Here is a 22,036-nt window from a genome sequence, read left to right on the forward strand (position 1 = left end):
TTTTTTTATTCTATGCTTTGTAATTACTTAGGCATTACAACGCTATCAATAGCATGTATTACTCCGTTAGAAGCTGCAACATCTGCCATTATTACTTTAGACGTGTTTCCTTTTTCATCTTTTAAAATTACACTTTCACCATCTAAAGATGCAACCAACTTGCCACCTTGAACAGTAGTTACTTCAAAAGCACCGTTATTAGCTTTTATTGCGGCAACAACAGCTGCTGCATCAAATTTACCAGAAACAACATGGTAAGTTAAAATACTAGTTAAAGTTGCCTTATTTTCTGTTTTCAATAAATTTGCTATCGTTCCTTCTGGTAATTTAGCAAAAGCATCGTTTGTAGGTGCAAATACAGTAAAAGGGCCGTCTGAACTTAAAGTACTTACTAAATCTGCTGCTTTTACTGCTGCTACCAAAGTCGAGAAATTTTCATTTCCTACAGCAACTTCAACAATATTTGGTGTTTGCACCTTTTCTTCAATCTTTGCAACTACTTCTTTTTTTACATTATTTACTTCTTCTGTTTTAGCTGATTTACATGATGTAGCAGATAAAAATCCTACAATTGATAATGCTAATAATAAATTTTTTGTCTTCATAATTTGTGTTTTAGTTTTTAATTGTCATCAAAATTATGAAAACAAAATAGTAAATAGGTTTAAAAATGTTTAATCTTTTGTTAAATTAATTAAACAAAAATAATTTATACATAAAAAAACATCCAACTCTACATTTAGAATTGGATGTTTTAGTTGAAGTAAAAAATTATTATTTACTTAAATACATTTTTCTTCTTGAATATAAATTATAGAAATCATCATCTTTTAAACTATCTATAAATAGAATACTTTCTCCTGTAGATTTCATTTCTGGACCTAATTTCTTATTAACATTCGGAAACTTATTGAATGAAAATACGGGTTGTTTAATTGCAAAACCTTCTAATTGAGGGTTAAAATCAAAATCAGTTACTTTATTATGACCAAGCATAACTTTTGTAGCATAGTTAACATAAGGTTCTTTGTATGCTTTTGCAATAAACGGAACTGTTCTAGATGCTCTAGGGTTCGCTTCAATAATGTAAACAACATCATCTTTAATTGCAAACTGAATATTTATTAAACCTACTGTTTTTAATTCTCTTGCAATAGTATGTGTATGATCTTTAATTTGTTGCATAACAAATTCACCTAAATTAAAGGCTGGTAAAGTTGCATTAGAATCTCCAGAGTGAATTCCACAAGGCTCAATATGCTCCATAATACCAATTATATAAACGTTACCATCTGCATCGCAAATTGCATCTGCCTCTGCTTCTATTGCACCATCTAAATAATGATCTAATAATAATTTATTATTTGGCATTCTACCTAATAAATCTACTACATGTTTAATTAATTCTTCTTTATTAATTACAATTTTCATCCCTTGCCCTCCTAATACATAAGAAGGTCTTACAAGAATAGGGAAATCTAACTGATCTGCTAATTCTAAAGCTTCATCTGCAGTTTCTGCGATACCAAATTCTGGGTAAGGAATGTTATTATCTTTTAACATTGATGAAAATCTACCTCTATCTTCTGCAATGTCTAATGCTTCGAAAGAAGTTCCTATAATTTTAATACCGTAGCTTGTTAACTTTTCTGCTAATTTTAATGCAGTTTGTCCTCCTAATTGTACAATTACACCTTCTGGTTTTTCATGACGGATAATGTCATAAATATGCTCCCAAAAAACAGGCTCAAAATATAATTTATCTGCAGTATCAAAATCTGTAGATACTGTTTCTGGATTACAGTTGATCATAATCGTTTCGTAACCACATTCTGCAGCTGCTAAAACACCATGAACACAACAATAATCAAACTCAATTCCTTGTCCAATTCTATTTGGTCCAGAACCTAAAACAATAATTTTCTTTTTATCAGAAACAATACTTTCATTAGCTATTGTTATTTCTCCTTCTGCAGTTTCAATTTCATTTTCAAAAGTTGAGTAATAATAAGGAGTTTTTGCTTTAAACTCTGCCGCACAAGTATCTACCAATTTAAATACACGTTGTACTTTTAATTCTTCTCTCTTCGTGTAAACTTCACTTTCTAAACATTTTAGCATGTGAGCTATTTGTCTATCACCGTAACCTTTTTGTTTAGCTTCTAACAATAAATCTCTCTCTATAGTGTCTATAGAATAGGTAGAAATTTCTTTTTCTAAGTGAAATAATTCTTCATATTGTTTTAAATACCACATGTCTATTTTTGTGATATCATAAATTTTACTTAGCGGAATTCCCATTGCAATTGCATCATAAATTGCAAATACACGGTCCCAACTTGCATTGGTTAATTTATCTATAATTTGATTATAATCTGTGTATCCTTTTCCGTCTGCACCTAAACCGTTTCTCTTTATTTCTAAAGATTGAGTTGCTTTGTGTAATGCTTCTTGAAAAGAACGTCCGATTCCCATCACTTCACCTACAGCTTTCATTTGTAAACCTAAAGTTCTATCAGAACCTTCGAATTTATCAAAATTCCAACGAGGTATTTTTACAATTACATAATCTAATGTAGGCTCAAATAAAGCTGATGTAGATTTTGTAATTCCGTTTTCTAATTCATCTAAAGAATAACCGATTGCTAATTTTGTAGCTACTTTTGCAATAGGATAACCAGTTGCCTTAGATGCTAATGCAGAGGATCTAGAAACCCTTGGGTTAATTTCAATGGCAATAATATCTTCTTTTTCATCTGGTGAAACTGCGAATTGCACATTACAACCACCCTCAAAATCTCCAATAGAACGCATCATATGAATTGCCATATCACGCATTTTCTGATACGTTTTGTCAGAAAGTGTCATTGCTGGTGCAACCGTAATAGAATCTCCTGTATGAATTCCCATAGGATCCATATTTTCTATAGAACATATAATTACAACATTATCATTTTTATCACGTAATAATTCTAATTCATATTCTTTCCATCCCATCATTGCTTTATCAATCATCACCTCATGTATTGGTGATGCTTCTAAACCTCTACTTAATAATTCGTCAAAATCTTCTGGATCATAAACGATAGAAGCTCCTGCCCCACCTAACGTATAAGAAGAACGAATTACTAATGGAAAACCAAATTCTTGTGCAATTTCTTTTCCTTTTAAGAAAGAAGTTGCAGTTGCTTGAGGTGCCATTGGCACACCAATTTTTATCATTAATTCTCTAAACTGCTCTCTATCTTCTGTTACGTTAATGGCATCAATATCTACACCAATTAATTTTACATCAAAATCTTTCCAAATTCCTTTATCATCTGCCTCAATACATAAATTTAATGCAGTTTGTCCACCCATTGTTGGCAAAACAGCATCAATTTGAGGGTGCTCTTTTAAAATTTGAATAATAGATTTAGTTGTAAGAGGCAACAAGTACACATGATCTGCCATAGAAGGATCTGTCATGATTGTTGCTGGGTTAGAATTAATTAAAATTGTTTCTATACCATCTTCTCTTAAAGATCTTAAAGATTGTGAACCAGAATAATCGAATTCACATGCTTGACCAATTACAATTGGTCCAGATCCAATAATTAAAATAGAATTTAGGTCTTTTCTTTTTGGCATGGTAAAAATTTGTTGTGTTGTTGTTTATTTTTGTAAAAATAGTTAATGATTAGATATAAAAAAAGGTGTTACTAAAAAATAGCAACACCTTTAAATCATTAACATTTGTTAATCATTATATTATCTTTTTGGTCTGAATTCTGAAGATACAGAAATTTTCTTTCTTCCTTTAGCTCTTCTTCTAGCTAAAACTTTTCTTCCATTAGCAGAAGCCATTCTTTCTCTGAAACCGTGTTTGTTTCTTCTCTTTCTTTTCGATGGCTGGTAAGTTCTTTTCGGCATTATATGTATTTTTAAATATCTTCTTGATTACTTTACTGTTGCTTAAAGATTTTTACCTCTTTTAAAGCGTGGGCAAATATACAACTGTTTTTATTTTTGACAAACACAAATTGTAAAAAAATTAAAAATATTTTTTCCCGGTTCAAAAATATAAAATTTATAAATGTTTTTACCTTTTTTATTTGACAGAATTTTTAGAGTTAGTACTTTTGCCTAAACCTAACAACACCATGAGTAACACTAAATACGTTTTTGTAACAGGAGGCGTAACTTCATCCCTTGGAAAAGGAATTATAGCAGCATCTTTAGCAAAATTATTACAAGAAAGAGGCTTTTCTGTAACCATTCAAAAATTAGATCCATACATTAATATAGATCCAGGAACTTTAAACCCTTATGAACATGGCGAATGTTATGTTACAGATGATGGTGCAGAAACAGATTTAGATCTTGGACATTATGAACGTTATTTAAACATACCAACTTCTCAAGCTAATAATGTAACTACAGGTAGAATTTATCAATCTGTAATTAATAAAGAACGTAAAGGAGAATTTCTAGGAAAAACGGTACAAGTAATTCCTCATATTACTGATGAAATAAAACGTAGAATTCAGCTTTTAGGTGAAACAGGCGATTTTGATATTGTAATTACAGAAATTGGAGGAACTGTTGGTGATATAGAATCTCTACCTTATGTAGAATCTGTGCGCCAAATGTTATGGGAAAAAGGCCAAGAAAATGCCATTGTTATACATTTAACATTAGTGCCTTATTTAGCTGCTGCCGGAGAATTAAAGACAAAACCTACACAACACTCTGTAAAAATGTTAATGCAAAGTGGTGTAAGTCCAGATATTTTAGTTTGTAGAACAGAACATGATATTTCTGATGACATAAAACGTAAACTTGCTTTATTTTGTAATGTTAAAAAGGAAGATGTTATACAATCTATAGATGCAGAAACAATTTATGATGTACCAAATTTAATGCTAGAACAAGGTTTAGATACGGTAGTTTTAAATAAATTAAAACTTACTTCTAAAAAAGAACCTGCATTAAAAACTTGGAATGAATTTGTGCAGAAACATAAAAACCCGCAACACGAAGTAGAAATTGCTTTAATTGGTAAATATGTAGAATTACACGATTCTTATAAATCGATTACAGAAGCATTTATTCATGCTGGTTCTTCTAATGAAACAAAAGTAAAAGTTCGTTGGGTACATTCAGAAAGCTTAACTCCTAAAAATGCTGAAAAAAAATTACAAGGTGTTAATGGTATTTTAGTTGCACCAGGTTTTGGTGATCGAGGTATCGAAGGAAAAATTAGAGCTGTAAAATATGCTAGAGAAAATAATATTCCTTTCTTCGGAATTTGTTTAGGAATGCAAATGGCAGTTATTGAATACTCTAGAAATATCTTAGGCTTAGATAATGCAAGTTCTACAGAAATGAACAAAAGCACAAAACATCCAGTTATCAACTTAATGGAAAGCCAGAAAGATGTTACCGAAAAAGGTGGTACAATGCGTCTAGGTGCTTGGGATTGTGAACTTAAAAAAGATTCTAAAATATTTAAAGCTTATAAATCAGAATTAATTAGCGAACGCCACAGACACAGATTCGAATTTAATAATGATTATTTAGAACAAATTGAAGCTGCCGGAATGAAAGCAACAGGTATAAACCCAAAAACCGGTTTAGTAGAAGTTGTAGAAATACCAACGCACGATTGGTTTGTTGGTGTACAATATCATCCAGAATATAAAAGTACCGTTTTAAAGCCACATCCTTTGTTTGTAGATTTTATAAAGGCTTCTTTAAAACAATCTAAAAAATAATAAAATGGTTTTCTAAAAAGTAATTATTACAATTTAGAAAACCATTCTCTTATATATAAAATGACAACCTAATTTTAGGAACACTATTTGAACTATTTAATATAGTAACAATAACAGTAGTAAAATCTATTAAATTATATTCAGTTTTGCTACATTTGTCGGCTTTTACTTTTTTTAAGTAAAGTAGAAATGACAAATTGACATTTAAAATAACATAATGGAACAAAAAAAATTCGACTTAAATTCTTTTATTGGATTAATCTTATTGGGTGGTATCGTTTTCTGGTGGATGAGCACACAAAAACCAGCAATTGAAGAAACTGATAATTCTACACAAACAAGTGTGGTTAATTCAACAGAATCTTCTAACACTAATAACTCTTTAGTTAAAGAAACTGCTTATCAAAATGATTCTTTAAAGCAAATAGCTTTAAAAAATGAATTGGGTGCGTTTGCACAAAGCGCAATGAATGCTACTTCTGGAGTTTCTGTATTAGAAAATGAGGTTGTTAAATTAACTATTGATAATAAAGGTGGTCAAATTAAAGAGGCTTTAGTTAAGAATTACAAAACCTACGATTCTTTGCCTTTATATTTAATCAAAGAAAAAAATGCATCATTCAATATTAATTTTGGTACTACAGACAATAGAATTTTAAATACTAAAGATTTATTTTTTGAACCAACTGTTACCAAAAACGGAGATAATCAAATTGTTTCTATGAAACTAAAAGTTTCTGAAACAAAATTTTTAGAGTATAGATATGAAATGGAACCAGATAATTATATGGTTAATTTTTCTGTTCGATCTCAAGGCTTGGGTAATGTTATAAACTCTTCTAATCCAATAAATTTAGATTGGTCTTTAAAAGGATTTAGAAATGAAAAAAGTATCAAGACAGAAAATACAATGTATACAAACTTCTACTACAAGGCAGAAGATGAAGTTGATGACATTAGTGCTGGTAAATCAGAAATTTTAAACGATGTAGATTGGGTTGCTTATAAACAACACTTTTTTACCTCTAACTTATTATCAGAAAAACCATTTAATAACGCTACAATTACTTCTACCGATTTAGTTTTAAATGAGGAAATTGATACTGTATTTACTAAAAAATTCGAGCTAAAAACACCTTTAGAATTATCTAACGGAGAACTAAATTATAATATGAAATGGTTCTACGGACCAAGTGATTATAATCTTTTAAGTAGCGATAAGTATGCTGATACAGATTTAGATCAAATTTCTGATTTAGGTTGGGGAATCTTCGGTTTTTTAAACAGAACAATATTTTATCCTGTATTCAATTTCTTAAAAGGATTTTTATCTAACTACGGATTAATTATTATTTTAATGACAATTGTTGTTAGAATTATAATGTCTCCTCTGGTTTACAAATCTTATTTATCAAGTGCAAAAATGAAGGTAATTAGACCAGAATTAACTGCACTAAACGAGAAATATCCTGGTAAAGAAAACGCAATGAAGCGTCAACAGGAAACCATGGCAATTCAAAGAAAAGCCGGAGTAAGCATGATGTCTGGTTGTATACCCGCACTTTTACAAATGCCAGTCTTTTTCGCTTTGTTTAAATTTTTTCCAACAAACTTATCTTTAAGACAAGAAAGCTTTTTATGGGCAAATGATTTATCTTCTTATGATACTGTTTTCAAATTACCTTTTAGTATTCCTTTTTATGGAGATCATGTAAGTTTATTTCCAATATTGGCATCTGTTGCAATTTTCTTTTACATGAAAATGAATCAAAGTCAGCAAGCAAATATGCAAGCACCTACTCAAGAAGGAATGCCAGATATGAGTAAGATGATGAAGTATATGATTTACTTCTCTCCTATTATGATGTTATTTTTCTTTAACAATTATGCAAGTAGTTTAAGTTTGTATTACTTTATATCAAACCTTTTAACAATTGCAATCATGTTAGTAATTAAAAACTTTGTAATTGATGAAGAAAAAATTCATGCTAAAATAGAAGAAAATAAAAAGCGTCCAGAAAAGAAAAAAAGCAAGTTTAGACAAAGAATAGACGAAGCTATGAAACAGGCGCAAGAGCAGCAAGCACAACAAAAAAGAAAATAAATTCTTTATAAATTTAAAAACCGAAACATCAAAGTTTCGGTTTTTTTTTACATCAAATTGGTATCTAAAAAAAAAACAATATATTTGTAAACTATTAAAGTGCATTAAACCACTTTCTTAACCCCTAAAACAATACTTTATGACCCCTAAATCTAAAAGTAATTGGCTATCTATGCCATTTATATTATTGCTATTTATTTCATTATATGGTAATGCACAGACATCTGCAACCTTTACAGTAACACCAAACACAACAATTGATCCAACACCAGGTGGTGCAGCTACATATAATACAACTATAAATGTACCGGTTAATTTTAATATATCAGATATTCATGTTTCTTTAGACATAACGCATACATGGAATAATGATTTAGATATTTTCTTAACTTCTCCTGAAGGAACAACTGTAGAGCTTAGTACAGACAATGGAGGAGATGGTGATAATTACAATGTAATTTTTGACGACACTTCTGCCAATATACTGCCTACATCAAATTCTACAATTGCAGGAACATACAGACCAGAAGGTTCATTATCAGATTTTAATGATGAAGATGCCAAAGGTAATTGGACTTTAAGAGTTACAGATGATACTAACCAAGACGGAGGAACTATAAACTCAATTTCACTTGAAATATTTAACACTTCAAGCACTTCAATTACTCAGCAAAGTTTTGAAGACGGCTCTTTAAATGGTTGGACTCAGGGAAATGGAGATGAATTTGATTGGTCTAACGGAAACAATACTACACCATCAAATGGAACAGGCCCACAAAATGGTGGTTCTAATGGTACTAGATTTTTATTTATTGAAGCATCAAACCCAAGATCAACTGGAGATAAAGCGTATTTAGACAGAACTTTTGACTTTACTAACACAGCAAATAATCAAATAAGTTTTGATTATCACATGTATTCTACTGCTACAAACTCCATGGGAACTTTAAACCTTAGAGTAAGTACAAACGGAGGTGCAAGTTTTTCTACTCCTATTTTTTCTGAAACTGGAAATAAAGGGAATGTTTGGAACAACAACGTTACCGACCTTTCTGCCTACGATGGCCAAAACGTTGTATTAAGATTTGAAGGAATTGTTGGAGCAGGTACTTTTTGGAGTTCGGATGCTGCGATTGATAATGTTATTGTAATTAGTACGACAGGATCTGGTTCTACACCAAGAATACCAATTACAATTACTGCGGATGCAAGCTCAAAAGAATTTGGTGATGCAGATCCTTCATTTACATATCAAATAACTTCAGGTGCTTTAGACAGTGGTGATACCTTAGTTGGTTCTTTAGATAGAGATGCTGGTGAGGCAGTTGGAAATTACAATATCAATCAGGGAAGTATCTTAAATGTTAATAATCCTAAATATGATATTACATTTATTTCTGCTATATTTTCTATTGGTTCAAAGGATACAGATGGAGACGGTTATGCAGATGACATCGACGTAGATTTAGATAACGATGGAATATTAAATGTAGATGAAAGCTGTATAATTGCTGGTGCTGCAGAACCAGAATCTGATAGAATAAAATACTCAGACGAAGGTTATGACATGTATGTTATTGGTGGAAATGCAAACAATGGTAACGGATATAAAGAATCTGGTTTTGAAAAAGGAGCCTATGCAAAAGGTTTAAACCTAACCGTTTTAAATAATGCAAATGACTTTGTATTCTCTACTGTTGGTGGTCAAGATAATGCAGCTTCTAGTGCTGCTACATTTGCAAATGGGTCTTTATCATATACTACAAACGCAAATACAACAGGTCGTAGAAATGAATTTAGAGAAACTACCGGAGCTTCATTTAGATCAGGAACTTCTGGAGATGCACTTTATATTAAACCTTCAATTAATTTAACTGTTGGTGAAGTATATTCAATAGATATCGACTTTAATACAGCTGTACATGCATTTAGTTTCGATTTAGTAGATATTTTAGATACAACACAAGATCCAGCAGACCTTTTAGTCCGATATGAAGTTTTTGCTGACTCAAAACTAATCGCTTATTTCGAGAGTGGTTTTATTGGTGATGATGCAATTGCAACTGTTAATATTTTTGACGGAAATAATATTAGTAGAGGAACCATGGTTGTTGGTCAAAATATAGAATCTACAATTGGTTTTATATCATCTACAAAAGTTAGCGAAGTTTCTATTGTTCATAAAGTTTTAAATGGTACTGTTTCTGGGTCTTTTGTTGATTTACATGGTATGGATAACTTTGTTTATAGTACAGAGGATATTAGCTGTCTATCTGATGGTTTAGATGTTGATGGAGATGGCATACCAAACGAAAGAGATATTGATTCTGATAACGATGGAATACCAGACAACATCGAAGCTCAAACTACTTTAGACTATATAGCACCAAATTATGTTTATACAGTTAATGGTTTAGATACAGCTTACGGAACAGGATTAATACCTGTAAATACAGACGGAATTGACAATGCCGACTTTACAGATTTAGATTCTGATAACGACTCACTTTTTGATACATTTGAAGTTGGTTATACTATCGATACAGATAATGACGGAGTTACAAATGGTACTGTTGGAGAAAACGGATTGGATAATTCTTTATATCCTGCAGATGACTATTTAGATGTAAATGCAAGTATTGATGATCCAAATACACTACCAGATATTGATAACGATGCAACTACTATTGGAGATGTAGATTATAGAGATACACATCTTTCGGGTACGCCAATGATTACTCAATTTTATTTAGAAGGAACTAGTAGAGTTATAGAAATCACAAACATACATCCTACAAATAGTATTTTAGCCAACACTATCGAATTGTCTTTATTTGAAAACAAAACAGGCCCACAAACCTCTGTGGCACCTAACAGTTTATTTACTGTTCCAACAGCACTTGCCCCAGGAGAGTCAATTATAATTAACAATACAACTTCAAGTTACACCGGTATTATTAATGATGGAATTACTTCTATCATTGGTGAGAACGATATTTTAGTTTTATCCCATCCAAAAAGCATAGCTACAGGTTTAAATGATTGGAAAAACAGGTACGAAAGCGCAATTAATCTTGAAAATGATAAAATCTATGTAAGAAGTGATGAGATTCTTTCTACAAATAAAGATTTTACAAATACAGAATGGATTGTTTATGTAAATGAAGATTTAGATCCTTATAGAGATAAAGATTTAGGTGGTCCAGAAAGACATCCTCATGATCCTGTTATATCTGAAATTACATCTGCAAATACAGAATCTAACTTAAGATTAGGTGTACACAGAGTAAATCCTACAATTTTAACAGGTGGTACTTGGTCTAACGGGTATCCTGATAGAACCAGAAGAGTTGTTATAAATCAAGATTATACTCATTCAGGAATTTTAAAAGCAAGACAATTAACAGTTAATTCTGGTAATAAATTGTCTATTGATAATAACCTATTAGTTGTATCTGAAGATATAACATTAGGTAATGCAAATAGTGAAATTAGATTGATTGGAAACTCTCAATTAATACAAACTCATGAAACTACTTCAAGAGTAACTGGTGCCGGAAAATTATTAATAGATCAAAACTCGCCTACGCCAAGTAAATTTAGATACAACTATATGAGTTCTCCGGTTGGAGGAACATCTTTTACCATTGCTGATGTTTTAAAAGACGGAACATCTGCCACTTCTGCTACATCTAATATTGTAGATATAAACTTTGTAGGTGGTTATGATGGTGAAGTTTCTAGTCCAATTAAAATTTCAGAATATTGGATTTATACTTATGCGAGTGCAGATGGGAAAAGGTCTAGTTGGAGTCAGAAAAAAAGTACAGGATCTATACCTGTTACAGATGGATTTACTTTAAAAGGACCTGGTACACAACAAAATTATACATTTACCGGTACACCAAACGATGGTAATTTAAATACTGCTGTTGGCGGAAATCAATCTTATTTAGTTGGTAACCCTTATCCTTCTGCAATAAGCTCATCAAAATTTTTAGAAGATAACGAAGACTCAACAACAAGTACCTTGTATTTTTGGCAACACGCCGGTGAAGAAGATGCATCAACTACACAAGCCGGACATTCTTTTAATGGTTATATTGGTGGTTATGCAACAAAGAATTTGGCGATGGGATTAGCTGCAAATGCACCTTCAATTTCAGGTCCTTTTGATTTTAATATGGAGGCTATTGATGCTATAACTACAGGAACTGCAACAAATGATGGAGGAAATAATGTAGTTTTATTAAATGCTTTAAATGAATATGTAGAATTTAATAGGTTATCAAGAGCTGTTGATGGTTTAACAATTAATTATAAATCTAATACACCTGCTTTAATAAGAGTTAAGATTAACGAAACAAACACTGCAGAATACACATTACCTGCTTCTACTGTTTATACCGATTTTACAATTACAGATTGTATTCAGGTGAATAGCGATTTTACAATAGAATCTTTAAGTATTTTTAATTTATATATTGATAGTATTAATTTAAAAGACGATGACGGAGAAATTACCTGCCAACCAACCGCTGGTTTAAATGCTAATTCAGCATATAGCGAACCTTTAGAATACATTGCTGTAGGACAAGGTTTCTTTGTAAGCGGAGACCAAGACGGAGGACCAATTGTTTTTAATAACAGCCAAAGAGAAAATATTGTTGAAGGAGCGCAGTCTACATTTTTTAAATCTAACATTAAACATAAAAAGAAAGTAACTGCTACTAGAAAAAAATTACCTATTCTAAAATTAGGAATGAATTACACAGGGCAAACTGGTACTGAATTGCACAGACAAATTGGTATTTCTTTTAAATACAATAACTCTTTTAAATATGATAAAGGTTATGATAGTTTTACGTTTGATGTAAATAATACAGATTTCTATTGGAAATTTTCTGATAATAATGAGAAATACGCAATTACAGGAATTCAGAATATTACTGAAGATCTAGAAGTACCTTTAGAAATAATAATTGGTCAAGATGATGAAATTAGTCTTGAAATAGATGAAATCAACTTTGATAATTCTGATTTATACATTTTAGATAAATTAGAAAACAAAACATACAATTTAAAAGAAGGTAAAGTAAAGTTTAATTTACCTAAAGGGGAATATACTGATAGATTTTTCTTAGCTTTTAAAGAAAGTGTTGTATTAAGTACAGAAGACAATATTCTAACAAACGACTTTAATATATTTTACAACAAAACAGATAAAAACATTAATATCGAATTATTAAACGGCTTAGAAATGAGTAAAGTTAATTTATACTCTATACTAGGTCAAGAAATAAATACTTGGAGTTTGAACAACGAAAACAAGAAAACCTTAGATGTAAAAAATCTGTCTAAAGCAATTTACATTATAAAGATTAAAACTAATAGAGGTGATGTTTCCAAAAAAATACTAATCAACTAGTGTTTTTTTATTAAAAAGAGAATCTTTAAGATTCTCTTTTTTTTTATTTTATAAAGTCTTTAATTTTAGTAAGTGCAAAATCTAATTCTTCAATCGTATTATTTCTAGAGAATGAAAATCGGACAGAAGTTTTATCTTCTTCACCGTCAAATAAAATTTCAGAAAGTACGTGCGAACCTTTATTACTTCCACTCTGGCAAGCACTTCCACCAGAAACAGCAATTCCTAATAAGTCTAAACTAAATAAAAGCATATCGTTTTTAACAGGAAAACGAACACTTAAAATAGTAGCACTACTACTATCTAAATTACTTGAATTACCATTAAACTTTATTTCTTTTGATATTTTTTTTAATTCAGAAATAAAATAAACCTTTAGAATTTCGATGTAATTTTTATTCTTTTCAATTGTTGCGTGCGAAATATTTAATGCTTTTTCCATACCCAAAATAGCATGTACATTTTCTGTGCTAGATCTAGCACCTTTTTCTTGTTCCCCTCCATGAAGCATTGGTGTAATACCAAATCCTTTTCTAAAAAAAGCAAAACCTACGCCTTTTGGTCCATGAAATTTATGAGCACTTCCTACAAGAAAATCAATATTAATATCAGATAAATCTAGTTTATAATTACCAATCGCTTGCACAGTATCCGAATGAAAAAGTGAATTATGACTTTTACATAAATCAGCAACCTTTTTTATGGGTAATACATTTCCTATTTCATTATTAATCATCATTAAACTAACTAATGTTTTTTCTTCTGATGATTTTAAAAGCGTTTCTAAATGCTCTAAATCGATATCTCCATTATCTTTAACAAGAACAAATTCTAATGAAATATCATATTTTTCACTTAGAAATTTACATGTATTTAAAACAGCGTGATGTTCTATCTTAGAGGTTATAATTCTAGTAACACCTAAATTTAAAACAGCATTATTTAATATTAAATTATCTGCTTCTGTGCCACTTGACGTAAAAATTATTTCTGCAGCAGACACATGAAATTGCTTCGCAATATTTTTTCTAGCAGTTTCTACACTCGATTTTGCTTTTCTACCAAATTGATGAATTGAAGATGGATTACCAAAATTTGTTGCCATAGAATTTTGCATAACTTCTATAACTTCTGGATGCATTTGCGTGGTAGCTGCATTGTCTAAATAAATAGTATTCATACTAATTTTTTTTATTAGATTGAGTTTTGAAAAATATAAACCTCTGTGGCACCTAAACCATATTGTTTATATGAAGCATCGTAATATTTAACTGGGTATTTATTTAAAAGTGAATGCAGTTCAGATTTTAAAACCCCTTCACCTACTCCGTGTATAAAAACAATTTTAGATATTCTTTTATGAATTGCAAATTCTAATTTTCTTTTTGCAGTATCTAACTGTAAATTTAACATATCGTAGTTATCTAAACCTTTTACAGACTTAGTTAGCTTATTAATATGCAAATCTATTTCCATTAAAAATTCTTGCTTTTGTTTCTTAAAAAAACTGTTTTTCTTCTTAACCTCTGTAGTTTTTTCTTTTAAAAAGTTATTATTTATATCAGAAAATTTAGACAACTCATGTTGCTCTACTTCAATTTTAACCAATTCTTTTTCATCAAATTTAAAAAGCATGCCATCTAAAGATTCTATAGAAATTAAGTTGTTATCAATTGCAACCACTTTACCTTTTAAAACATCGTCTAAAACTGCAACAGTATTACCAATTTCTAAACCCTTTCTTAACATTATTTTAATTAATTTAAAGATATAAGCTACTAACTTTACTACAAAAATAAGCATATGTCTAAAACTTTTGCCGTTTCTACAGAAAACTTCTTTAAACTCTCTTCAAAAAAAATTATACTTCAAGATGAGAGAAAAGAAATACTTACTAAGATTTCTGAAAAAATTGCAAAGTTTTATATTGATAATGGCGCTGCAAACATAAATTTTATTTGCACACACAACTCTAGAAGAAGTCAAATAGCACAAATTTGGTCTTATTTTGCTGCTAATTACTTTACACTAAATATCAGTGCTTTTTCTGGTGGAACAGAAGTTACATCTTTTAACAGAAACTCTGTAAAAACATTACAATCTGCTGGTTTCGATTTTAATGTAAAAGATTTCTCTCATCAAAATCCGAAATATTTAATCTCTTTTCTAGGTTGTAAAAAATCAATATTAGGCTTTTCTAAACGTTACGATCACGAAATTAATAAAGAACCCTATTTTGTGATAACAACTTGTAATGATGCTGATAAAAATTGTCCGTTTATACCAACTGCAATAGAAAGGTTTCATTTACCTTTTGTAGATCCGAAATTTTCTGACGGAACTTCTGAGCAAACAAAAACATATTTAGAAACTAATGAAGAAATTGCTGCAGAAGTATATTATTTATTTAATGCTATTAAAAATTTTAGTCTTTAAATTTCTAAATCTTTATCATAAGGAATACTGTTAAGAACGTGATTTATAACATTAATTCTCGCTTCTGTTTTTCTATTTGCTCTAATAACTTTCCAAGGAGAAATTGCTGTATTGGTTCTTTGAAACATCGCCTTTTTATAAACAGTATATTGATCCCATAGTAATTGGGCTTTCTCGTCTAACTTGGTCATTTTCCATTGTTTTAATGGATTACTTTTAATGTCTGCAAATCGTTTAGCTTGTTCTTTTTTAGAAATAGACATATAAATTTTAACCAAATGAATTCCAGATTCTAAAATCATTTTTTCAAAATCGTTTACCTGATTCATAAAAATCTCGTACTCTTCTGCAGTACAGAATCCGTTTACAGGTTCTACAACAGCCCTATTGTACCAACTTCTATCAAAAAAAACAATTTCACCAGCTTTAGGTAATTGTTCTACATAACGCTGAAAATACCATTGCGTTTTTTCATCTTCTGTTGGTTTAGGTAAAGCCACAATTCGCATGTGTCTAGGGTTTATTCGTTCTGTTAATCTTCGAATAGCACCTCCTTTTCCGGCAGCATCTCTTCCTTGAAAAACAATTATAATACGTTCGTTATTATTAATTGCCCACGTTTGTAAACGAATTAATTCTACCTGTAATTTTTTTAACTTTTTCTGATAATCTACATAACGTAAACTCTTCTCTGTACTTAACGGGTCTTTAGATAAAAGAGCTAGAAAACCTTTTTTAGTTGTTAACTTATTTAATTGCTTTTGTGTAAGTTTTTTATCCATAGTCTTAATCTATATTGGTATTAGACCTGTAATAACGCATTACAACATTTGGGTCTGGAGTTAGAGATATTTTTGAAGTTTTTCCTTCATAATCGAACTGAGAAATAACATGTCTTATAGCTTCTAACCTTGCCACTTGCTTATCGTTGGTTTTAATCATCATCCAAGGGCTATATGCTGTATGCGTTTTAGAAAACATTTCCGACTTATAATGCGTGTATTTATCCCACAAAGCTTGTCCTTGTTTATCTACCGGACTAAATTTCCATCTTTTTAAAGGATTTTCTTTACGTTCTTCGAACCTTTTTAGTTGTTCATCTTTAGTTATAGACAACCAAAATTTTATAATTATTACGCCATCTTCATACATCATATGTTCAAACTCTGGCACCTGAACCAAAAACTCTTTGTATTGTTTGTCTGTACAAAAACCCATTACAGGCTCTACAACAGCTCTGTTATACCAACTTCTATCAAAAAAAACGATTTCACCAGGGTTGGGTAATTCTTTAATATATCTTTGAAAATACCATTGTCCTTTTTCTACTTCTGTTGGTTTATTTAAAGCTACTAACCTACTCGATCTCGGATTTAAATGTTCCATAAATCGTCTAATATTACCTCCTTTTCCTGCAGCATCTCTACCTTCAAAAATAATAGCAACACGTTTATTTTCTTTAGAAATCCAACGTTGTAATTTTACCAATTCTATTTGTAAAAGACGTAGTTCTTCTGTATAAACATGAGTTTTAAGTACTTTTTTGTATAAACTACTTTTTTCTTTAATAAGTTCTAAAAGGTCTTCGTTACTTTTTAGGTTTTCAAAGTCTTCTGAAGTAAAATTTTTGCTTGTACTCATATATAATTTTTCGAAGATTAAAAATATTACTTTTTTTTCTAAATAAAGTTAAATAAACATGAATTTAAACAAGTTGTTCTATATTTGTTTTCTATGAAAAAGAAAGTACTTTTTTTATTCTTATTTTGCTCTATTATTTGCTTTTCTCAAAAGAAATATTCTAAAGAAATTAGTTTTATTACAGATAACGATTTATATACATCTACTTATGATGATAGATATTATACCAACGGTATGTTTTTATCTTTTAAATATCTTTCTAAAAAAACCAATAGTTCTTTAAATAAAAAAATTATTGAATGGAAAATTGGTCACCAAATGTTTACACCTGCCAAAGCAAACACAAAAAACATCGACGAGCATGATAGACCATTTGCTGGTTATTTATTTGGTGCATTTAGTATCAATAGAATTTATAAAAACAAACAAAACTTTAAAACTACCTTTCAATTAGGTATTATTGGTCCTGATGCATACGCTATGGAAATGCAAAACTTTATACATAATATGTACGGTTTTAAAGAGGCTGAAGGTTGGAAATACCAGATTAAAAGCGCATTAGGTTTAAATTTTAATACTGATTATAATAGGTTTATTAGTAAAGATGAAAGCAATCATCTAGATTTAACTTGGGTAAATTCTGCAAAATTAGGTACAGTATATACAAATATTTCTACAGGATTATATACTAGAATAGGTTTTAAACCCTTGCAAGATTTTGCAAATTCTATAGCTTTTAACACAAATTTAAATAATAAAAACTCTTCTTTCTACAGAGAATCAGAAGCTTTTATTTTTATAAAACCAACCATAAGATATGCTTTTTATGACGCAACTCTAGAAGGGAGTTTTTTAAATAACGGTAGCGAGATTACAAACGAACTTGTTCCTGTTGTTTTTAGAATTGAAGCTGGTTTTAAATTTACTGCGAACAGATTTAATTTTGGTTATACGTTTAATTACAATACAAATAAATCTAAAGGATTAAAATTTGATAATGGCCACAAATACGGTTCAATAAACATTAATTACCTTATAAAATAAATTATTCAATAAAAAATTCGTCTTTAAAACCGATAAGATATAATTTTTCTTGTGCTCTGGTAATTGCCGTGTAAAGCCATCTAAAATATTCTTTAGAAACTCCATCTGGCAAATATGGTTGTTCTATAAAAACAGTTTTCCATTGACCTCCTTGAGATTTATGGCATGTCATCGCATAAGAAAATTTAACTTGTAGCGCATTAAAATACTTATTCTTTTTTACAGACATAAATTGCTTGTATTTCGATTTTTCATGAGCATAATCTTCTAAAACCGCTTGATACAATTTATTAGATTCATCATAAGTTAAGGATGGACTTTCACTTACAAGTGTATCCAACAACAACACCGTTTCAAAAGGATGCATATCCGGATAATCAATCATTCTAATTTCTACTTCAGCAAACTTAAATCCGTATAATTCTTTAATAGAAAAAATTTTTAAAACTTCGCAAATATCTCCGTTTGCAATAAAACCTGCTTTAGAAGAATCTGGCAACCAATAATAATTATTCTTAACAATCATTATATAATCTCCAGCAGAAATTTCGTTTTCTTGACCTCTAATATTATATCTTATTTGTTGATTGTATTGGTTTGCCCTTTTGTTAGAACGTACAATAAAAGCAGTATCTTCTACTCCACTACTTTCATAAGAAGTAACAATAGCATCTTCAATATCATAACCATCTTCTAACCTTTTTATATCTACAAAATCTAAATCAAACTGAAAATTATCACCTTCGTTTCTTAACAACAATCTCAAAGATGTTGCGTTTGCTAAAATTCCAGAATTTTCATGTTGACGCATTACCTCGTCTAATTCTATTTCTGTTACTTGCTTGTCAAAATCATATGTTAGAGTATCTTGTTCTAAAGCAGGTGAAACATCTAATTTAACCGGAGGTAATTGTGCAGTATCACCAATAAAAATAAGTTTACAATTATCACCAGAATACACATAAGATATTAAATCGTCTAGAAGTGAACTTGTATCAAATAACTTTTGGTTCTGTCTACTATCTGGTATCATCGAAGCTTCATCAACAATAAAAATAGTATGTTTATGTTTATTAGGTTGCAAAACAAAAGCCACAGAACCGTTTGATTGTTTTTTAGGAAAATATATTTTCTTATGAATTGTAAAAGCTGGTTTCTTAGAATAAAGAGAAATAACTTTGGCTGCTCTACCAGTTGGTGCAAGTAAAACCGCTTTTTTGCCTGCCGCCCATAAAGAATTTACAAAGGTACCAATTGTAGTTGTTTTACCTGTTCCTGCATATCCTTTAAGCAAAAAAAGAGCATTTTTATCTTTATTGAAAATAAAACTGCTTAGTAAATTTAAAAGTTCTTTTTGTTTTATTGTTGGTTGATGTGGGAATTTCTTTAACAATTCTTTGTTAAAATCTGCAGGTAATTCTATCATATATTAATTAAAATAACAAAGATACGTCGATTTATAAATAAAAATTTTTATCATTGAAAAAAAATTGTAGATTTGCGATAGGACTATTAAAAAAAAACATTAAAAATGGGATTATTAGGAATGATTTTAGCTGCGGTTTTAGCTGCAGTAATTATAGCTATTGTTATAGTTAAATATTTACCTCTAAAGTTAAGATGGATTCCATCTATTTTACTTTTATTCTTAGCAGTATTTTTAGGCTTTAAAATATACAACGGTATTATGGAGCCAATTAACTTTAACAAAGATAAGATTACAAGATATGCTAAAGTTGTAGATAATCTTAAGATGATTAGAGATGCAGAAGTAAAATATTACGAAGCAAACGGTAATTATACAAAAGATAAAAACGCTTTAATCAAATTTATAGATACTGCTAAATTAGCTTTAACAAATACAAAAACAATTGTAGAAACTGTTAATAAAGGTGGTGGTATTACAGATGAAGTAGAAAGAAGAGTTACAGATACAATTGGTTACGAACCTGTATTAAAATACTTTAAAGATAGAGATTACAAAACAATGTTTAGTGTACCTGGCTTAAAAGGAACTGAGTTTGAATTGGAAGTAGGAACTGTAGAAAAAGTACAAGGTTTAGTTGTACCTACTTTTATGGCAAAAACTCCTAAAAAAGCTTTATTAGAAGGTATGAACGAATCTTTAGTTAAGCAAGAATTAGAAGTAATTGCTGCTGATCAAATTAAAGGAGAATATGTTTCTGTTGGTTCTTTAGACGAAGTAACTACAGCAGGTAACTGGCCTCCATCATATGACAAAAAAGGTGATAAAAAAGAATAGTAGTATTTCTTTGAAAACATTAAAAGATAATAGATTATCCATCCAATTTAATTTGGATGGATTTTCTTTTTGTATCTATAATAATAGCTTAAATAAAGAAGTATATTTTTGTGAATACGAGTTTGAAACAACTTTAAATACACCAGAAAACTTACTTCTTAAAATTGAAGAAATATTTAAAAAAGACACAAAGCTTCAAAACGATTTCACTTCTGTAACAGTTATTCATCAGAATAATTTAGCAGCTTTAGTACCAGATCAATTTTTTGATGAAAATGAACTATCTACTTATTTAAATTACAATATAAAAACGTTAGTTACAGATTTTATAAGTTTTGATAGTATCGATGTACTTAAAACCAAAAACGTTTACGTTCCTTATGTGAACATCAATAACTATTTATTTCAAAATTTTGGCGAATTCGAATACAAGCATTACAGTACGGTTTTAATTGAAAAGTTATTAAAAGCAAATAAATCTAATAATAAAACAATGTATGTAAATGTTGGTAAAACAACTTTAGACATTGTGGTTATCGAGAATAAGCAATTGCTACTTTTTAATACATTTTCTTACAACTCTAAAGAAGATTTTATATATTACATCTTATTTATTGCAGAACAATTAAACTTAGACACTTTAGAGTTTCCGTTGTATTTTACAGGTAATATAACCTTAGATACTGCTATTTATAAATTAACCTATAAATACATTAAAAACATCTACTTTTTAGAAAGTGAAAAAGCTATTTTTAATGAATTAAAAATTCCGAAACACTCAAACTATATACTTTTAGGCTCATGAGAATTATTTCTGGTAAATTAAAATCAAGACGCTTATCAGCGCCAAAAAACCTACCTGTTAGACCTACTACAGATATGGCTAAAGAATCTTTATTTAACATCTTAAACAACACCTATTATTTTGATGCTATTTCTGTGATAGATTTGTTTGCCGGCACAGGAAATATTAGTTACGAATTTGCTTCTAGAGGTACTAAAACCATTTATGCAATAGATGCACACTTTGGTTGTATAAAGTTTATAAATTCTACTGCTAAAGCCTTAGATTTAGATATTAACACCTACAAAAGTGACGTTTATAAATTCTTAGAAAAAACAAATTTAACTTCTGATGTAGTTTTTGCTGATCCACCTTACGATTTTGAAGAAGATCAATTCTTAAAAATTGTAGATTTAGTTTTTGAAAGAGGTATTTTAAATGAAGACGGAGTTTTAATTGTAGAACATTCTAAGCATACAGATTTATCAAAACACGCAAAGCATAGCTATGATAAAAGATATGGCGGTAACGTTTTTAGCTTTTTTGAAAATCCGGCTAAAGAAGATGAAGAAGAATAATA

16 protein-coding genes are annotated in these 22,036 nt (G+C 29.8%); 8 read left to right on the forward strand and 8 right to left on the reverse strand.

Features of this window, described 5'->3' with window-relative positions:
- Positions 1-23 precede the first annotated feature (23 nt).
- From B5464_RS01295 to rpmH, 3 genes are all read right to left on the reverse strand, one after another.
- Positions 24-605 (reverse strand): fasciclin domain-containing protein, encoded by a 582-nt coding sequence (locus tag B5464_RS01295; RefSeq protein WP_079736881.1) that lies wholly within the window; start codon positions 603-605, stop codon positions 24-26.
- Between the two features lie 169 nt (positions 606-774).
- Positions 775-3,630 (reverse strand): carbamoyl-phosphate synthase large subunit, encoded by a 2,856-nt coding sequence (gene carB / locus B5464_RS01300; protein ID WP_079736882.1) that lies wholly within the window; start codon positions 3,628-3,630, stop codon positions 775-777.
- Between the two features lie 120 nt (positions 3,631-3,750).
- A complete protein-coding gene (rpmH, locus tag B5464_RS01305) occupies positions 3,751-3,912 on the reverse strand; it encodes a 50S ribosomal protein L34 (protein WP_077809647.1) in 162 nt (53 codons plus the stop codon).
- Between the two features lie 230 nt (positions 3,913-4,142).
- On the opposite strand from rpmH, the gene B5464_RS01310 reads away from it, so the two are divergent.
- The 3 genes from B5464_RS01310 to B5464_RS01320 all read left to right on the forward strand — a co-directional run bounded on the left by B5464_RS01310 (position 4,143) and on the right by B5464_RS01320 (position 13,288).
- A complete protein-coding gene (locus B5464_RS01310) occupies positions 4,143-5,756 on the forward strand; it encodes a CTP synthase (protein WP_079738946.1) in 1,614 nt (537 codons plus the stop codon).
- A gap of 217 nt (positions 5,757-5,973) precedes the next feature.
- Positions 5,974-7,860 carry a membrane protein insertase YidC gene (gene yidC, locus B5464_RS01315; protein ID WP_079736883.1) on the forward strand — a complete coding sequence of 629 codons (1,887 nt, stop codon included), beginning with the start codon at positions 5,974-5,976 and terminating at the stop codon, positions 7,858-7,860.
- A 139-nt stretch (positions 7,861-7,999) separates the two neighbouring features.
- Positions 8,000-13,288 (forward strand): MBG domain-containing protein, encoded by a 5,289-nt coding sequence (locus B5464_RS01320; RefSeq protein WP_079736884.1) that lies wholly within the window; start codon positions 8,000-8,002, stop codon positions 13,286-13,288.
- A 43-nt stretch (positions 13,289-13,331) separates the two neighbouring features.
- Here B5464_RS01320 and B5464_RS01325 read toward each other — a convergent pair whose 3' ends face one another.
- Both B5464_RS01325 and B5464_RS01330 read right to left on the reverse strand, forming a co-directional pair.
- Positions 13,332-14,468: a cysteine desulfurase family protein gene (locus tag B5464_RS01325; protein WP_079736885.1), complete on the reverse strand. Its 1,137-nt coding sequence runs from the start codon at positions 14,466-14,468 to the stop codon at positions 13,332-13,334.
- A gap of 14 nt (positions 14,469-14,482) precedes the next feature.
- Positions 14,483-15,037, reverse strand: a complete 555-nt coding sequence (locus tag B5464_RS01330) for a Smr/MutS family protein (RefSeq protein WP_079738947.1) — start codon at positions 15,035-15,037, stop codon at positions 14,483-14,485.
- Between the two features lie 54 nt (positions 15,038-15,091).
- Between B5464_RS01330 and B5464_RS01335 the strand changes: the two genes are divergently transcribed.
- Complete coding sequence (locus B5464_RS01335; protein ID WP_079736886.1) at positions 15,092-15,724, forward strand: hypothetical protein; 633 nt, start codon at positions 15,092-15,094, stop codon at positions 15,722-15,724.
- Here the strand turns inward: B5464_RS01335 and ppk2 (B5464_RS01340) are convergent.
- Together ppk2 (B5464_RS01340) and ppk2 (B5464_RS01345) are read right to left on the reverse strand one after the other, a co-directional pair.
- Positions 15,721-16,506 (reverse strand): polyphosphate kinase 2, encoded by a 786-nt coding sequence (gene ppk2 / locus B5464_RS01340; RefSeq protein WP_077809652.1) that lies wholly within the window; start codon positions 16,504-16,506, stop codon positions 15,721-15,723. The genes B5464_RS01335 and ppk2 (B5464_RS01340) overlap by 4 nt on opposite strands.
- A gap of 4 nt (positions 16,507-16,510) precedes the next feature.
- Positions 16,511-17,365 (reverse strand): polyphosphate kinase 2, encoded by an 855-nt coding sequence (gene ppk2 / locus B5464_RS01345; RefSeq protein ID WP_079736887.1) that lies wholly within the window; start codon positions 17,363-17,365, stop codon positions 16,511-16,513.
- A gap of 93 nt (positions 17,366-17,458) precedes the next feature.
- Here ppk2 (B5464_RS01345) and B5464_RS01350 point away from each other — a divergent pair, with 93 nt between their 5' ends.
- Positions 17,459-18,409 (forward strand): lipid A deacylase LpxR family protein, encoded by a 951-nt coding sequence (locus B5464_RS01350; protein ID WP_079736888.1) that lies wholly within the window; start codon positions 17,459-17,461, stop codon positions 18,407-18,409.
- Between the two features lies 1 nt (position 18,410).
- Here the strand turns inward: B5464_RS01350 and B5464_RS01355 are convergent, their stop codons facing one another.
- Complete coding sequence (locus B5464_RS01355; RefSeq protein WP_079736889.1) at positions 18,411-19,835, reverse strand: ATP-dependent RecD-like DNA helicase; 1,425 nt, start codon at positions 19,833-19,835, stop codon at positions 18,411-18,413.
- Positions 19,836-19,940: 105 nt separating this feature from the next.
- Between B5464_RS01355 and B5464_RS01360 the strand changes: the two genes are divergently transcribed.
- From B5464_RS01360 to B5464_RS01370, 3 genes are read left to right on the forward strand one after another with little or no spacing between them, the layout of a single operon-like run.
- Positions 19,941-20,672, forward strand: coding sequence for a hypothetical protein (locus B5464_RS01360; protein ID WP_079736890.1), 732 nt, complete (start codon positions 19,941-19,943; stop codon positions 20,670-20,672).
- A 10-nt stretch (positions 20,673-20,682) separates the two neighbouring features.
- Complete coding sequence (locus B5464_RS01365; RefSeq protein ID WP_231963625.1) at positions 20,683-21,477, forward strand: DUF3822 family protein; 795 nt, start codon at positions 20,683-20,685, stop codon at positions 21,475-21,477.
- Positions 21,474-22,034 carry an RsmD family RNA methyltransferase gene (locus B5464_RS01370; protein WP_079736891.1) on the forward strand — a complete coding sequence of 187 codons (561 nt, stop codon included), beginning with the start codon at positions 21,474-21,476 and terminating at the stop codon, positions 22,032-22,034. The genes B5464_RS01365 and B5464_RS01370 overlap by 4 nt, the downstream gene beginning before the upstream one ends.
- Positions 22,035-22,036 lie beyond the last annotated feature (2 nt).

It is taken from the genome of Polaribacter sp. KT 15 (assembly GCF_900143115.1).
Lineage (GTDB): Bacteria > Bacteroidota > Bacteroidia > Flavobacteriales > Flavobacteriaceae > Polaribacter > Polaribacter marinaquae.

Coding starts and splice junctions, on each gene's coding strand:
- yidC (WP_079736883.1), top strand. CDS start 5,974: ATGGAACAAAAAAAATTCGACTTAAATTCTTTTATTGGATTAATCTTA.
- B5464_RS01355 (WP_079736889.1), bottom strand. CDS start 19,835: ATGATAGAATTACCTGCAGATTTTAACAAAGAATTGTTAAAGAAATTC.
- B5464_RS01335 (WP_079736886.1), top strand. CDS start 15,092: ATGTCTAAAACTTTTGCCGTTTCTACAGAAAACTTCTTTAAACTCTCT.
- B5464_RS01320 (WP_079736884.1), top strand. CDS start 8,000: ATGACCCCTAAATCTAAAAGTAATTGGCTATCTATGCCATTTATATTA.
- ppk2 (WP_079736887.1), bottom strand. CDS start 17,365: ATGAGTACAAGCAAAAATTTTACTTCAGAAGACTTTGAAAACCTAAAA.
- ppk2 (WP_077809652.1), bottom strand. CDS start 16,506: ATGGATAAAAAACTTACACAAAAGCAATTAAATAAGTTAACAACTAAA.
- B5464_RS01370 (WP_079736891.1), top strand. CDS start 21,474: ATGAGAATTATTTCTGGTAAATTAAAATCAAGACGCTTATCAGCGCCA.
- B5464_RS01330 (WP_079738947.1), bottom strand. CDS start 15,037: ATGTTAAGAAAGGGTTTAGAAATTGGTAATACTGTTGCAGTTTTAGAC.
- B5464_RS01325 (WP_079736885.1), bottom strand. CDS start 14,468: ATGAATACTATTTATTTAGACAATGCAGCTACCACGCAAATGCATCCA.
- B5464_RS01350 (WP_079736888.1), top strand. CDS start 17,459: ATGAAAAAGAAAGTACTTTTTTTATTCTTATTTTGCTCTATTATTTGC.
- B5464_RS01360 (WP_079736890.1), top strand. CDS start 19,941: ATGGGATTATTAGGAATGATTTTAGCTGCGGTTTTAGCTGCAGTAATT.
- B5464_RS01310 (WP_079738946.1), top strand. CDS start 4,143: ATGAGTAACACTAAATACGTTTTTGTAACAGGAGGCGTAACTTCATCC.
- carB (WP_079736882.1), bottom strand. CDS start 3,630: ATGCCAAAAAGAAAAGACCTAAATTCTATTTTAATTATTGGATCTGGA.
- B5464_RS01295 (WP_079736881.1), bottom strand. CDS start 605: ATGAAGACAAAAAATTTATTATTAGCATTATCAATTGTAGGATTTTTA.
- rpmH (WP_077809647.1), bottom strand. CDS start 3,912: ATGCCGAAAAGAACTTACCAGCCATCGAAAAGAAAGAGAAGAAACAAA.